Here is a 15,879-nt window from a genome sequence, read left to right as displayed (position 1 = left end):
ACGCCTGAACGTCGCCTCTGCCCCTCGCGACGACCGGGACCGGCGGCTCCCAACGAAGTTCATTGATGGAACGGGACACCACCAACGTCTCCGCCCGAAACTGACAGTTCCTTCAAGTCTTTGACTACCCTTGAGTTACCCCAAGGCGCAGTCGATATGATGTAGACGGATGCCCCCTACAGGATCCGCGGAACCTGGCCTCCGACCCTTTCTCCTCCAACCGATTCGAGCATTCTTTTCCATTCACAAAAATTTTTGCGTGAGATTCCGGTTCTAGCGGACATTGTTTCTGTGGGAGGTTTTGTGAATCGGAACGAGGAATTTATCAAACTTCTCACGTCATCTCAGTCGGCGTTGTACGCCTGCATTCTTGCGCTGCTTCCCGACCGGGTCGCCGCTCAGGACATCCTGCAGGAGACCAATCTGACATTGTGGCGAAAGATGGACGAGTTTGAGATCGGCACGAACTTCATGGCATGGGCGACCCGCATTGCGAGATACCATATTCTGAACTACCGCCGCCGGCTCTCTCGTGATCGACGCGTATTTGATGAACCGCTTTTTGAGGACCTGTGTGAGATTCAATCCGATCGGTGCGACGATGCGAACGCGTACTCAGACGCGCTGCGGCGATGCCTGGCGCGACTCCCTGCTGACCAGCGGGAACTTCTGATGAGCCGATATTCATCAGGGGGCTCCGTCAAGCAGATCGCCGAATCGCGTCAACAATCCGTGGGTGCCATATCTCAGGCCCTCTATCGAATCCGGGAAACTCTGGTGAACTGCGTTTCCCAGCAGGTTCAAGGGAGAGAATCGTGACAGACTCCAATTCCACTCCGTTGCGTGAACTTCTGTCAAAATTGACAGACGAATCCCTGGCGGTCGACGAAGTCGAACAGCTCAACACGCTGCTGAAACACGATCCGATCTCACAACAGCAGTACCTGGACCACATGCTCATTCATGGTCTGTTACAACGGGAGTTCCAGCAGCCGGAAACAGGCGTGATTCAGTCTGGTGAGTTCCTCTCCGCCCCTGAGCCACTCCCGGCAGCGACGGACGGGACAACGGTTGTACCTCCTGCCAGACAAATCGCCCGTCCCCTCGGATGGCGACGTGTCGTGGAACTCGGGACGCCGCTCTCACTTGCCGCCATGGTGCTGCTTGTCATCGGCTGGTCCTTCTGGCAGCCGTCCGCCAACACGGATTCGCACCAGTCCCTGCAGATGACCGATCCCGGGTTTGAGCAGGGTCTGGTCTCGGATATTCGTGTGCAGCCGAATATCTGGTATGGAGACGATGTTGACGTCGTCGAACGGCACTCGGACATCGTCCCCCTGGAAGGGAACCAGATGTTGCGCTTCGTAAAATCGACATCCGCACCCGAGCGCGGGTGTGAGATTTATCAGATCATTCCCCTCGACTCGCTCGATCTGAAACGGGAGCCGCGGCTGATTGAAGCCTCGGCATTCTTCAATGCGACCGACGACGATCTCGAAGAGAACAAGTTTGCTTTTGAAATCGCGCTGTTCGCTCTCGCTGCCGATCCATCGCAGCATTCGCATACCTGGCCGATGCAAAAAGGAAATGCATTGATGTTCGGCGGTTCGCAGTTGCCAGCCGACACCGACTCGAAGTCCTGGCAGCAGTTGAAGACCCAGCTCTCATTGCCACCAGAAACGCGGTATCTGGTGGTCCAGCTCGCGGTCATTTGTACGGACGAAGATGAAGAGCTGGGTGAGTTCCCCGGCCAGTTTGTGGATGATGTGAAGGTGAATCTTGTGAGTTTGCGATAGCGTGCGGGTCGTTCCCCCCGCCAGGATGTTGGAGCCGTCTCAGCGTGCAGCACGGTGAAATTCAACCAGAGGTCGAATCAGAGATGAAGTCATTCGTTACAGGGATGGGACTGGGTGCAACACTGGTGGCGGTCGCCCTCGGTGTGGGGATCTCTTTGCATTATGTTCAGTTCTCCGCTGGTCAATCCCACAAGGCAAACCCACACAGCCCGTCGGGTTCACCTCTCCCCACCTCGGAAGAAACCCCTCTGGTGACCAGAACCGGTGCGGATGAACTGCACGTCCCTGCGGAAATCGCGAACAAAATGGGAATGGACACTGCCGTGGTCGCCGATGCCGCAAGTCCCATCGCACTTCCCAGCTTTCAGGGGGTGCTGGCGCTCGACAATGACCATCTCTCACGCGTGCACGCCAGGTTTGGCGGCGAGGTCGTCGAGATTGGCAAATCGACCGATGGCTCTGACCCGACTCTGCGAGTGGGCGAACGAGTCCGCAAGGGTGATCTCCTGGCGGTCGTCTGGAGTACCGACCTGGGCCAGAAGAAAAGTGATCTGGTCGACTCGATGACCAAGCTTCGCGCGGAAGAAGAACTGAGGGACCGACTGAAAAAGCTGTTCGACACCGGTGCCGGTGCCGGACGGAATTACCGCGACGCGGAAAAAGATGTCCAGATTCGGCTGGTCGAAATCGCCAGTCTCGAACGTACGCTGCGAACCTGGCGCGTGACCGACGACGACTTCGCCGAGATTCGTGCAGAGACAAATCGAGTCGCCAAGGCGGACGAACTGCACGAGACGACCATGCCCGTTTCCGAAGCGCGAGAGTGGGCCCGAGTCGAAGTCCGTGCTCCGATCAGTGGCGTCATTCTTGAAAAGAACGCCGTCGTCGGGGATATCGTGGGAACCGACACTGACCTGTTCAAGATCGGCGACATCTCGCACCTGGCCGTCTGGGTCCACGTTTACGAGGAAGATCTGCCCATCCTTGAAAAACTCCCCCGGCCGATCCAGTGGACGGTCGAACTCCCCTCTCAACCCGGCAAGGCGTTCGCGGGAACGCTCGAGAAAGTCGGAGCGGTCATCGACCCTACTCAGCATACGGCACTTGCCACGGGCCGCGTCGAAAACACAGATGGCAAACTGAAGATCGGTCAGTTCGTGACGGTGAAGATCCAGATGCCCGCCCCCGAACATGAACTCGAGCTTCCCTCCACATCGGTCGTCGAAAGTGGACGTGACAGCTTTGTCTTTGTACGCCAGGGAAACAACGACGAACTCTACGCGCGCAAGCCGGTCAGGGTCGTCCGCCGCTTCCGCGACAGGGTCTATATCGATCGTGATGAAAAAGGGATTCAGGATGGCGACATCGTCATCACTTCGGGTGCCCTGATGCTGCAGAACGTGATGGACCAGCTTCCCAATCCCGCCGAGATGCCGTCGCAAGGTCTGGTCATCGCGGCACCCGGGACGGTTCCGGACAGAAAACTGCAGTAACCCGGAAACGAGTCCCTCACACGAGCCGATGAAAAACCGTTCATGATCCAGAAACTACTTGATTGGTCCGTTGCCAATCCCCTGATTGTCATGATTCTGACTGCCGGTCTGATCATCGGCGGGGGTTATGCATTTACGCACGTCAATGTCGAGGCGTACCCTGACCCCACACCGGCCATCATTGACGTCGTCGCGCAATTTCCGGGTGCGGGTGCCGAACTGGTCGAACGACAGGTGACCATCCCCCTCGAAGTGGCCCTCGCCGGGATCCCGGGTCTGGAAACAACCCGCAGCCAGTCACAGTTCGGGCTCTGCTTCATCCGGAACCAGTTCCGCTTCGGCAAAGAATATCACGCAGCCCGACAGGACGTATTGAACCGTCTCTCGACAGTCTCGCTGCCCGCAGGTGTCGAAGCCGGTATTTCGCCCGCGTCCGTGATCGGAGAAGTGCTGCGGTACACACTCCGGGGCCCCGCGGATCCCATCACAGGAGCCCCCGTCTACACGCTGAACGACCTGCAGGCTCTCCAGGACTTTGTCGTTGAACGCGAATTGAAACGGGTTCCCGGTGTCGCTGGCGTTAGCGGCGTCGGGGGCAGTGTGAAGCGTTACGAGGTCCAGCCCGACCCGCAGCGATTGCGACAATACGGGGTCACATTGGAGCAGATCCAGCACGCCCTGGAGCACGCCAACGGCTCAGGAAGCGGCGACAACGTCGTCATGGGCGAACAGACCAGCGTAGTAATGTCGATGGGCCTGCTGGGACAAGGACAGGATCCTCACCAGCGCGTCCTGGAACAGCCCGACCCGACAGTCGCCGCACGGGTTCTCGCCGCGGAAGCGGCACGCCGGTGCCTGGAACTGCGTCAGGTGGTGGTCAAGGCCGTCAATAATGTTCCGGTGCGTATCGATCAGCTGGTCGATGGCGGACCGCTGCTGAACTCGGATGGAACCTCGCGCGTCGACGACCGGATGCTCGCCTCGCGCGGCGTTGTCGTATCACACGTGACGCGACTCGGACAGGCATCGATTAGCTATCCCAAAGTTCACCCCGATGGAAGCCGGGTGGTCAATCAGGACGGGACGCTCGCCTGGCAGGACGAGGACGACGTCATTCAGGGGATCGTCCTGCTGACCAAAGGGGAAGAATCCCTCCCCGCACTGAAACGGGTCTTCGCCAGAATCGATACGCTGCATGAATCAGGCAAGCTGCTGCCGGGAGTCAGGATCGATACGTACTACGACCGCACCACACTCATCGATCGCACGACAAAAACCGTGAATGAGAACCTGCTGGTCGGCATGGCGCTCGTCACGACGATCCTGCTGATGTTTCTGGGGAATGTCCGCGCGGCACTGATCGCCGCGATTAACATCCCTCTGGCGCTGCTGTTCGCCTTCAGCGTCCTGTTCATGCGAGGAAAATCGGCAAACCTCCTCTCGATCGGGGCCGTCGACTTCGGCATCATCGTCGATTCGACGGTGATCATCGTCGAGAGCATCTATCGCCAGCTGTCGCGTGGCGAACATGCGGACCTTCCCCTGGCTCGGCGGATCAGCATGGCAGCGGGAGCCGTCCAGCGCAGCCTGGTCTATGCGACGGCCGTCATGGTCTGTGCCCTGCTCCCCCTGTTTGCAATGACGGGTCCCGAGGGCCAGATTTTTGGTCCCATGGCCGACACCTACGCATTCTCACTCGCCGGAGCCCTGGTGCTGGCGATTACGGTTTCTCCCGTGCTCTGCCTGTTGCTGCTGCGGAACGTGCGTCCCAAACCCGAGAACCGCCTCGCACGTGGACTGCAGTGGCTCTATACGATCCAGCTTCAGGCAGCCCTGAAGTTCCGGTGGCTGGTGCTGGGCGGATTTCTCGCCGCGGCGGGACTGACGGGGATCGTCGCCGCCCAGATGGGACGGGAATTCATGCCCGAACTGGAAGAAGGAAGCATCCTGATTCGAGGAGTCTTCCCGATTAACATTTCCTTCGATGAAGTCGTTTCCCGCAGCCGCAAGGCACGCCAGCTCCTCCAGCGCTTTTCCGAAGTGAGCGTCGTACCGACCACGATCGGTCGACCGAACGACGGGATGGATACCGGGGGGTACTACCTGCTTCAGGCGAACCTCCCCTTGCGGTCCCAGCATGACTGGCCCATCGACCCCGCTCGCGGACGGCACCGCACCAAGCCCGAACTGATCGCCGACATGAAGCAGACACTGGAACAGCACTTCCCCGGTGTCGAGTGGGATTTCTCGCAAATCATCCGTGACAACGTGCTGGAAGCACTCTCGGGAGTCAAAGGGGCAAACTCCATCAAGATCTTCGGTCCCGACCTGGCTTTGCTCGAAGAAACCGCAATGAAGGTCCGGGACAAACTGAATACGGTCCCCGGAGTCGTCAATGCGGGGATCTTCCGAAATCAGGGGCAGTCCAATCTGGAACTGCCCGTTGATCGCCAGAAATGTGCCCGCTGGAATGTCTCTGCCGCCGATGTGCAGGCGGTCATTCAGTCGGCCGTCGGTGGACGGAAGGTAACGGAAATGATCGAGGGGGAAAAAACCTTCGATGTGACAATTCGCTGGCCCGAACAACTCCGTGCGGACGAACAGGCCATTCTGAATATCCCGGTCCCGGTCGGCAACAACATTACCCAGGACCTGCAGATCGCTCTTTCCAAGACCCCCGTCAGTGGAAGCGCCGTTGGCCTGACGGCCATCGGAACGACCATGCCCTTCCCTTCGGCCACCGGCAGCAGCTTTAACGCGGCCTCGGTCGCGGTCGGGGTTCCCACCCGAAGACTCGGAGATCTGGTCACCCCGCGGGATGCTGAAGGACATCTCGACCCCTCGGGTAGCTTCCTGCGGCCCGGCGCTTCGACCATTTACCGCGAACAGGGCGAGCGACTGATTGCGATTAAATTCGACGTGGTCGGAAGAGACCTCGCCAGTGCCGTCGCCGAAGCCCGTCGAGTGGTTGAACCGACAATCCAACGTCCCTACCGTGCAGAGTGGAGCGGCGAATTCCAGCAGATGGAAGCAGCCGAACAGCGAATGCTTCAAATGTTCGCCTTGTCCATGACTCTGATCTGCATCATGCTGTATCTCGCCTTCCGATCGTTCCTCGACGCTGCCGTCGTGCTGGCGAACGTACTTGCGATGGGAGTGGGAGGAGTCTGGGCACTGAAAGTCGCGGGGCTCTATTTCAACATCTCTGCAGCGGTTGGTTTTATCTCGATTCTCGGGGTGGCGGTCATGAACGGCCTGCTGCTGATTTCCACCTTCAACGGGATGCGGTCCCACGGCGTCGAACTGCGTGAGGCTCTCGTAAAAGGGACAGGGCAACTCGTCCGCCCGATTCTCATGACGGCACTGGCTGCCATGCTGGGGTTGCTGCCTGCGGCAATCTCGACCGAGATGGGGTCAGAATGCCAGAAGCCCCTGGCGGTTGTCGTGGTGGGTGGAATGCTGTGTACCATCCTGTGCCTCAACCTCGTCCCGGTTCTCTACAGCTTCTACGGGAATCGGACGCCCCCTGAAGGAGGGGCTTCTGTTAGCCACTAGCGGGCTGAACCACCATCCGGTTCGCCATCGAAACGGGTTTTCCAACTGAGGGCCCTCACGCGCATCGCGTTCCGCGCGGCCCATCCCATTCGCCACAATCTCCTATGTGGCAATACCTTAATGAACCCATCAGCAGAACGCCGATAATACCGACAAGGGAGAATCTTCCCAAATGGAGGCGCATTCTCCCGCTGCCCTACCAAGGAAAGAGACACTCACCCGAACTGCAATCAGCCGAACCGGTTGATGCAGATCCCAGCGCAGTCAAAGTCAAGGAACGACGCGATGCCAAGCCACTTGAACTCATTGACTCGCCTGCCCCTCTTCATCGCCTCGGCCTGCCTCATCGGCTGCCAGAGCGCCCAGAAACCCACGCGACTCGACTACGGAGTGTCGCGCGAAAAACAACGGGGGCGCGTTGAGCAATCATTCGCCGCGACCCCTCCCGGGAAATCAGGCTCCTCAGCCCGTTCGGCAGAATCAGCTGATCGAAAAGGCGCTGCCGGGGAGTCGTCATTGTCCGAGATGGAAGGGGAGGTGTCGGCGGCAGAGGTGAAACCGGTCTCGTGGGAAGAACCTCCCGCCCCCGTCTCCGACAACGACAGGACGAGTCTCGCAGCGGACATTGCTGCCACCACCGGACAGCCCCTGACGCTGGATGAACTGCAGCAACTGGCACTCGCAGGTAACCCGACATTGCGTCAGGCCGGTTCCATGCTGCAGCAGGCTGAAGGAAACTGGTTGCAGGTCGGTCTCTATCCCAACCCGGTCGCCGGATATGACGGCACCGGTAACAACGGGCCGTTTGACCAGCAGGGTGCGTTCCTCTCACAGAACATCGTCACGGCCAACAAGCTGCAACTGAATCGCGCCGTGGCGGCTCACGATATGGAACGAGCTCGCTGGGACGTCGAGACTCAGACGCTGCGCGTGATCAACGAAATTCAGATCCGGTACGTTGCTGCGCTGGCCGCTCAGAAGCAGGTGGCGGTCGCCGAGGAACTGCTGCGAGTTGCCGAAGAGGGAATTCGGATCTCGGAACAGTTACGTGAAGGAGAAGCCGTTTCGCGAGCCGACGTGCTCCAGGCACGTCTGCAGTACAGCCAGACCCAGATCCTGCTTCAGAACGCCCATTATCATGCGGCAGCCACCTGGAAACAGTTGGGCAACGTCATCGGCTGGCCCGACCTGCCACAGCGCCCTCTCGAGGGAAATCTGACCGACGAGGTCCCTGAACTCGATTGGGAGACCGCCTGGTCGCAAACCCTCTGCAACAGCCCGCAACTCCACGCGGCTCAATCTCGAATGGCGGCCGCCGTGGTGCAGGTGCAGCGTGAAAAGGTGCAGATGATTCCCGACCTGCGTGTTTCAGGAAACGCCTGGTACGACACGATCAGCCCCCCGACGCTCATGCTCGGCGTGAATGTCGGCGTCGCCGTCCCCATCTTCGACCGGAATCAGGGAAACATCAACGCCGCCGTCGGCCAGCTGAACGCGGCCCGAGCCGAAGTCACACGGCTGGAACTGGTCTTGCGCGATCGACTGGCCCAAGCCTTCGCCCGCTACGAATCAGCCCGCAACCAGGTGCACACGTACAAAGAAACGATTCTTCCTACCGCCGAAGAGAACCTGTCACTCACCGTCAAAAACTATGAGGAAGGTGAGTTCGACTTCCTTCGCGTGCTGACCGCCCGACGCTATCTGTTCGATGCCAACGTCAACTACGTCTCTGCCCTGTCAGAACTGAAAACCTCGGCCATCGAAATTCAGGGGATGCTGCTGACCGGCGGACTCGATCCCCTCGAATCCGACCCCACCCCGGCCAATCAGGCTGGCCAGACCGGCGGACCCGGAAACTGACGAGATCGTCGGGGAAGCCTGAGGGGGCTCCAACACCGGGAAGCGGCAACGCGCCACACCGCGGCTGAATGGACGCTTACTGCATCCGAAACACGGACCAGACCACCCGAAAAACGGGTCCAGTGCGGTCGCCTCATCTTGTTGACGCACTCTCAAAAACCAAACGGGCGATGAGTCCAGGGGATTCATCGCCCGTTCGCAGGCAATTCGTGCGGTGATCCGTTTTCACGGACAGAGGAACCGCGGCAGCATCGCCACTTTTCTGACTGTGACGGTCAAAACTCAGTGCTGGAACAGGAATTCCTTCGAGTTCAGAATGGCCCAACCCACGTCTTCAAACGCCTGACGCCGATCCTGCTGGCCAGCGATGTGCTGCTTGGAGGCGGCCATCTCTTCCGGAGAAGGAACTCGAGCCAGAGCAGCCAGATACAGCGAGGTGATGATCTCTTCTTCCGACTTGTTCTCTTTCAGCATCGTTGCGATGCGACCATTGTCGGCACGCAGTTTGTTATGGACAACCGGTCCGTTGATCATCTGCAAGGCCTGGGACAGGTTGGATTCGCTGGACCGCTCACACTGGCAAGCCATTTCCCGTTGTGGCTGACCGAACACCTTTAGGAAGTAATGGTCGGTTGGGGGATCAGCCAGTTCGCACGCCCGGGTTCCGAGTGGCATTCCAGGGAACTGTTCGGGAACGCTGGTCACAGCACAGATCCCGTCGAGCAACTGTTCTGCCGACAGCAACCGCGTATTCGCGTGTGAGCAGTAGATCTCGTCGTCTTTATTGAACTGGTTCTTACGTGAGCTGAGCTGATAAGTCCGGCTGTTGCAGATCGTGCGAATGGCCCACTTCTGGCTGAAGTTGTTGGCCGCGAACTGCGTCGACAATTCCTCCAGCAGACGTGCGTTCGACGGTGGGTTCGAATCACGGAAGTCATCGATTGGATCGACAATACCCCGGCCCAGCAGGTGACCCCAGATTCGGTTCGAAACGCTCTTGGCGAAGAAGGGATTTTCCGGTGCCGTCAACCACTCGGCGAAGACCACCCGGCGATCCTGATCCGCAGGAACGTCGACGTCCCCTTTCAGCAGCAGGTGTACCTTCATCTGCTTGTTGGTACGTGGCTGGGTCACTTCCCCGCCATTCTGCGAGAAGATGACTTCTTCTTCGGTATCAACCGAGTTCTTGCGGCCCACACGAACGAACGCGGCGGCAATCCCGTAGTAGTTATCCTGTGTCCATCGTTCGAAGGGATGGTTGTGACATTTCGCACACTGAATTCGCACGCCCAAGAAGAGCTGAGCGGTTGTTTCCGTGGCGTCCTGAGGATCACGGCTGGCACGCCAGAAGTTGGCCGGAGGATTTTCGAAGACACTGCCGTTGGCCGTCAGCAGTTCGCGAGCGAACTGATCGAGCGGCTTATCGTTGAGCATCGCTTCGTAGATCCACTGACGGAATTTATGGACGCCGGCGACCTTCAGCTTTTTGCTGTTGGAGCGAAGCACATCTCCCCACTTCAAGGCCCAGAACGAGGCGTATTCGGGACTGTCGAGCAATTGATCGACCAGAATGGTCCGCTTCGATGGGCTGGTCTCGGCAAGGAAGGCTTTTGCTTCTTCCGCAGTCGGCAGACGCCCGGTCAGATCGAGTGTCACGCGACGCAGAAATTCGTCATCCGTGCAAAGCTCGGATGGCAGAATCTGAAGCTGCTTCAGTTTCTCGAAAACCGCCGTATCAACGAAGTTGTTTTCGGGGGGATTGTTCCAGACAAAGCCGGGAACGTCTTCCAGGAACGTCATGTACGTCGTGGACATCTTATCGAGATAGCGAGCCAGGACGGCGGTTTCACCACGTCCGTTCTTGGTCACCAGGCCCAGCGAGTTGACCGCTCCGACGCTTTCATTCGAAGACGAGAAGTCTGCCAGTTCGGTCAGATCCCGGACAGAGCCATCGCTGAAGTGTCCCAGAACTATGATCTGCTGACGTGCGGCGGGCTGACGCAGGACTCGTTTGGCGGGAACCGTTTCAATCTTGACCAGGTCAGGTTCCGACGGGGCATCCAGTCGCATCCCTTCGGCGATCCATTGTTCGAGAGTCTTATGAGCGGCATCGCCCTTCTTCAGTCGCTTTCCACCACCATGGGCCACTTCCATCAGGGGCTTCTGGAGCAGCAGGCTCTGACCTGGTTCCATGATGTTTGTCCGACGTCCGAAGAATTCGGACCGGACAGTCATGATGTCGAGTTCGGAATCGTACGCCCGCAGCGACAAACGGAAGCCCCCTTTGCCCGAGGGAGACCCGTGACAGGCCCCCATGTTGCAGCCCGCTTTGGTCAGGGCCATCTGAGTTTCATTTTTGAAACTGATCGGTGCAGGTGCCTCGAGGTTTTTCACCACGACGGGAACCGAGAAGGTCTGACCACCGACACTGGCCGTAATTGTTGCTTCACCGTTGGCTCGAGGGTAAGCGATCGAATTCTCGATGGCGACGATTTCGGGATGAGATGACGTGAACGTCGCAGCGGGGGTCAGATCCCGGACGTCATTCCCCGAGTAGTTCCCCGTGACGATCAGTTGCTGTCGAGCACGCTTTCCCAGTAACTCGAACCGGGTAGGTTCCAGCACGATCGAGGAAGGTTGACCGACATCAACCGGCGAATCGGCCCGGACGAAACTCGGGACAACGACGATCGTGCATAGTGAAAGCCAACGGATTACAGCATTCATTCTCATCGTCCTCATTCTCCGTCCGGGTAATCGTCTTCTCGTGGCAATGCTTGTGTCGTTACTTGATGCGTCGATGTCGACTTTCAGTTTTCAGAGTCCAGTCATCTGGACTGCCCTATCCCGGAAACGACGTCAGTCATTCTGCTCGTCGTTCACACTTGTAACCTCATCCACTCAATTCCGTCCACTGCTATTCGACGGCGACGGTGACCGCCGCCGACATTGCTTCCAGCTTCGCAGCCCCGGCCATGGCGTCCGCTTTTGCGGTGACATTGGCGGCACTGGCTGCTGCCGCATCCGCAGCGGCCGTCAATTTGATCTCGACTTCGGATTGCTCTGCCGCGATCGTCGCCGGTGCGGCGGTGACCCCCGCAGGCAAGTTCTGCAGCGTCACGGTGACCGGCCCCATGAAAGCGGGGTTGCGTTCCACGATGGCCTTGACGGTTGCTTCTCCACCTTTGGTCAGTTTCGCATTGGCCGGTTCCAGCTTCAGCGTCATCGGTGCTGTCAGATTCAGCCGGATGGCCATGCCCTGCACTGCAGTCTTGTCACCTTGCTTCAGGGTTCCGGTCAAACCTGCGGTGAACTCGCCCAGGGGAGCCTGATTATTGGCAGAGATCACGATCTCGGCTTCTGTCTGCCCCTTGTCGATGTTCTTGACAGCGACGGTGACTCCGGCGGGAAGTCCGTTCTGCGGGGGCGTGATGGCCACAACCACCCCCTCTTCAAAGCCGGCGGCGCGTGTCGCAATCAGTTTGACCTTGGTCGACAAATCCTTACCGAAGACCGCCACCTCAGGCTCAACCCGCCAGGAAAATCCGGGAGCCGTCGTCGCAGAGGCTGCGACTGATTTGCTGAGGAGCGACGGAGTCCACCGCATTGCATTGTTGCGTGCCTTGAGGACACCGTTGATCTCGGCCGGTACGACAACATTGGCTTCGCCAATCCGGGCGGTCCCGATGACGGAGATCCCATGCAGTTCACCCGGCACGAATTCCGGAGCCGCCTGCAGTGTCAGTACGGCATCGTTACGTCCGACACCAATCACCGACTTGCTGGCCGTAACCCCGGGAGGCAGGTTCGCAACGCCCAGTTCGATCTGACCGCCGTAGCCGGTCCTCACCGCCGTGACCGTCGCCATGACTGAACCGCCGGCAGGAATATTGAACGTATCCAGAGAGGTCGCCAGCGAGAACTGAGGAGGTGTGGTCGTTACCTCGATCCGATAAGCGTGCTCACTGCCGCCACGCTGAGTCAAATCTTCGACAAACAGATAGTAGTCGCCGTCGGCAGGGAACTTGTACGAAACCGAGCCCTCGTTGATACCACTGTCCTCAGCCACGGCAAGCTGACCACCGTCCTTGTTGAGGATCTTGAAGTTGAGGTCGGTCGGCGATCCCTGCTGCCGAGTGATTCCGAAAAAGCTGACCGTCTGGTCCTTCTTGGCTGTGAAAACAAAGCGATCGACATCGCCCGGCTGCTCGAGCCGACCATTGATGTCATGCCCGAGCTCCACCCGATTGGCCTGTTCCGGTGCGTTGTTCGGTTCCTGCTCCAGAAACTGAGGGGTCGAGACGACTTCCACAGTACTGTATCCGCTGGCGCCATTCGGCCGCTTCAGACTCACGTTGAGCCATTCCGTTGTCTGGTCAGGAGCGACGGTCACGGGGACAGGTGTCAATCCGTCAACACCGAAACCCGCCAGCGTGACATTCGTGGTGACGCCCCGCTGAACCGCCAGAGGGTAGGCCACCGTCGCGACGGGGAAATCGCCGATTCGCAAGCGGTAGGCCCCCGCACCGTATTTAATATCTCGCAGTTCGATGACATATTCACCCGCCGCCTTAAAGGTATATACCAGCGACGCGTCGCCGCTCAGTCCTGGTGTATCGTCGTTGTAAGCCAGCTCACGCCCTTTGGCGTCCAGCAGCCGCAGCATGGGATCCAGCGAAGACCCGATCCGGCGAGCCACCACTTCAATCGCCAGTCGCTGACCCGCCTGGGCCGAAAATTTGAAGTACTGCCAGCTCAAGCCCGCCACCGCACCGTCAATCGCGGTCGGTGTCGTGACGACCTGTGCCGACGCAAGCTGCACATTCGAACCGACCGAAGCGATCGAAGGGAGATCGTCAACGAACAGGAACCGCAGGGGCGAAACACCTTTGTCCGTCAGTACGCGCATTCCTTGAATGCCGCAAGGCGTTTCAGGGGGGACGCTGATCCGGTAGGTGACCTGAGCCGGATTCTCGCCATTCTTGTCGATTCCTTCCGCCAGCACCGCTTCCGCCGGAAAGCTGAGCCACAGCTTCTTCGCCGGTGCGAGGTTGCCACCATTAATCTGTAACGGAAGCGAAGTTCCCGGAGCGATCGCCCCTGGAACCGTACCGTTGACCACTGGTTCCTGCGCCGCGGCGTCGTTCGCCGGGGAGGCGTTCAGGCTGGCCAGAGCAATGACAAGTGACAGTCTCTTCGTGAAGCGAGCAACCAGCATGCGGCTTGACTCCATCGGGGGTCATCAGGCGGTGGGACATCAGGCGGGTCAAATATCAGCTTTCGCTGATGGCAACATCATAGGGGTCTCGAATCACGGTCGTCAATTTGAAACCGGATCAATCCCGCGCAATCAAATGTTTTTACGCCAGCATCGGATACTCGACAAAACCTCTCCCCGGGATGATTCCCGCCGCCTAAAATAAAGGGGCGCTGAGAATTCTCGACGGGATGGAGGGATCACGCAGGGAACCCAGACAGGGAATCCGACACGAGACTCAAAGCAAGAACCACCGAAGCAGTCCCTACAATCACCACCTTCTTCATAACGAAAGAGACGGTCGACAAGCTGGGGTTCACTGCTTAATTTTCCGTCTCTCAAACAAGGCAGGTGACAATCCGTATGGTGGGACCACCCCGTGTCAGCACCAGGACGGGCTTGAAACCGGCAACTTCGAACGTAACAAGCGAGCCCTTCACGAAGGGGAACGTCTCTGCCAGGAACAGATCGATGCGAGAACCCAAAGCCCCCATTTCGATGAATCTGGACGAGTTTGAACAGCGCCTGCTGGACGGGGATCGCTGGATTGAACTGGTCGACGGTCGCTTTACCCGTCTCGAGCCGCCCGACGAAGCTCACGGAGATGTCGTAAGAAATCTGTCCAAGTCGCTCGCGACGGTCCTCAAAAAATCGCCTGATACTTACGCCTGCTTTGAGCTGCCGCTGATCCTGAAACGCGAACAGCCGACCGTCCGGTGTCCGGCCATTTCCTGTTTTCGCTTCGAAGAAGGGAATCGCTTCGCCGAAACTGACAAGCTGATGACCGAGACACTGCCGGTCCTGACCGTCGAAGTCGCTTCTACTAACGACCGCCGGGAATCAATGGCCGCACGGGTCGAAGCATATCTTCAGTGGGGCGTCGCGGGGGTCTGGATCATCGACCCCGTGACGCGTCACATCCACCAGTTCATCGGCCGCAGTTCGCGCCAGATGTTGAAGGAGCCACAGGTCATCACCGGTCACCCTCACCTCCCCGGCTTCGCCATGCCCGTCGCAGACATCTTCAATCCCCCGAAATGGGTGAAAACCGAATCCCCGGCGTTCGAGTGAGTGGTACTGTATTCCGTATTAACAGACCGTCCCCGGAGACGCTGGTCCAGGGGAAGGGCGGACTTTGGTTTTCACAGATATTTCCGCTTGACAGCAGAAAATTTACATGTAAACTATTCTCCGTCAGACGACATCCGGGAATGAGATATGACTTCAACGCTTCGCGATGAATTGAAGAAGCGAGGCCCTTTTGCTTCGATCGAGCAGGAAGCCATGCTGGCCATACTGCGAACGAGTGATCTGCTGGAAAACCGCATGGCCCGACTCATGCGCGAGTACGGCCTGACGCTGTCTCAATACAACGTGCTGCGGATTCTTCGTGGCGAGGGCAAACCGATGCCCTGCCTCGAAATCGCCGAGCGAATGATTCAGGTCGCTCCTGCGATTACCCGTGTCATCGATCAATTACTCGCTCTGGACCTCATCACAAAAACTCAGTCCGAAGTCGATCGACGTATCTTCGTCGTGGAACCGAAGCCGGCGGCACTCCAGCTTCTCAATCGTCTCGATCAGCCCGTGCTGGACCTCCACGCCCTCCTCATGAAGGGGGTCAGCAAGTCACAACTGACAGTGCTCGTGCAAACTCTCGATGCAATCCGGGGGGCAATTCCCGGCTGATTTTAAGAATTTTATTTACATGTAAACTGACAGGAGTGATATCATGTCCTCAAGCCTCCCGCCCTCCTGTCATCAGAGCAAAGGGACACCACCGGGTTCAGCTGAATTCCGGCAAGCAGATAAAACAATCATCGGTTCACGGCGGGCGATGTCTCCGCCAAATCAGTCATACCACGCTTCCCGAAGTGACCTTCCCGGCCGCTTCATGAGTCCTCGTTCGATTTCCTGA

10 protein-coding genes are annotated in these 15,879 nt (G+C 58.5%); 7 read left to right on the top strand and 3 right to left on the bottom strand.

Features of this window, described 5'->3' with window-relative positions:
* Positions 1-303: 303 nt before the first annotated feature.
* From ACGY09_RS14675 to ACGY09_RS14655, 5 genes are all read left to right on the top strand, one after another.
* Positions 304-819, top strand: coding sequence for a sigma-70 family RNA polymerase sigma factor (locus ACGY09_RS14675; RefSeq protein WP_397568318.1), 516 nt, complete (start codon positions 304-306; stop codon positions 817-819).
* Positions 816-1,796 (top strand): hypothetical protein, encoded by a 981-nt coding sequence (locus tag ACGY09_RS14670; protein ID WP_397568317.1) that lies wholly within the window; start codon positions 816-818, stop codon positions 1,794-1,796. Before ACGY09_RS14675 ends, ACGY09_RS14670 begins: the two co-directional genes overlap by 4 nt.
* Positions 1,797-1,879: 83 nt before the next feature.
* Positions 1,880-3,289, top strand: a complete 1,410-nt coding sequence (locus ACGY09_RS14665) for an efflux RND transporter periplasmic adaptor subunit (RefSeq protein WP_397568316.1) — start codon at positions 1,880-1,882, stop codon at positions 3,287-3,289.
* 42 nt (positions 3,290-3,331) lie between these two features.
* Positions 3,332-6,844 (top strand): efflux RND transporter permease subunit, encoded by a 3,513-nt coding sequence (locus tag ACGY09_RS14660; protein ID WP_397568315.1) that lies wholly within the window; start codon positions 3,332-3,334, stop codon positions 6,842-6,844.
* A gap of 285 nt (positions 6,845-7,129) precedes the next feature.
* The gene (locus tag ACGY09_RS14655) at positions 7,130-8,704 is read left to right on the top strand and encodes a TolC family protein (RefSeq protein ID WP_397568314.1); all 1,575 of its coding nucleotides are present in this window, start codon (positions 7,130-7,132) and stop codon (positions 8,702-8,704) included.
* Positions 8,705-8,986: 282 nt separating this feature from the next.
* Here the strand turns inward: ACGY09_RS14655 and ACGY09_RS14650 are convergent, their stop codons facing one another.
* From ACGY09_RS14650 to ACGY09_RS14640, 3 genes are all read right to left on the bottom strand, one after another.
* Positions 8,987-11,431, bottom strand: coding sequence for a DUF1549 and DUF1553 domain-containing protein (locus tag ACGY09_RS14650; protein WP_373649494.1), 2,445 nt, complete (start codon positions 11,429-11,431; stop codon positions 8,987-8,989).
* Positions 11,432-11,621: 190 nt separating this feature from the next.
* Positions 11,622-13,922 carry a PPC domain-containing protein gene (locus ACGY09_RS14645; protein ID WP_373649495.1) on the bottom strand — a complete coding sequence of 767 codons (2,301 nt, stop codon included), beginning with the start codon at positions 13,920-13,922 and terminating at the stop codon, positions 11,622-11,624.
* A gap of 377 nt (positions 13,923-14,299) precedes the next feature.
* On the bottom strand, positions 14,300-14,446 hold the full coding sequence (locus ACGY09_RS14640; protein WP_397568313.1) for a hypothetical protein: 147 nt from the start codon (positions 14,444-14,446) through the stop codon (positions 14,300-14,302).
* Between ACGY09_RS14640 and ACGY09_RS14635 the strand changes: the two genes are divergently transcribed.
* Together ACGY09_RS14635 and ACGY09_RS14630 are read left to right on the top strand one after the other, a co-directional pair.
* A complete protein-coding gene (locus tag ACGY09_RS14635; protein ID WP_397568312.1) occupies positions 14,433-15,032 on the top strand; it encodes a Uma2 family endonuclease in 600 nt (199 codons plus the stop codon). The two genes, ACGY09_RS14640 and ACGY09_RS14635, sit on opposite strands and share 14 nt — an antisense overlap.
* A 147-nt stretch (positions 15,033-15,179) precedes the next feature.
* Entirely contained in the window at positions 15,180-15,650 is a 471-nt protein-coding gene (locus ACGY09_RS14630) for a MarR family winged helix-turn-helix transcriptional regulator (RefSeq protein WP_397568311.1), read from the top strand.
* The last annotated feature ends 229 nt before the right edge of the window (positions 15,651-15,879 follow it).

It is taken from the genome of Schlesneria sphaerica, from assembly GCF_044336245.1.
In the GTDB taxonomy this organism is placed as follows: Bacteria; Planctomycetota; Planctomycetia; order Planctomycetales; family Planctomycetaceae; genus Schlesneria; species Schlesneria sphaerica.
Note: the sequence above shows the minus strand (reverse complement) of the source record. Positions and strands in the feature narration are given on the sequence as shown.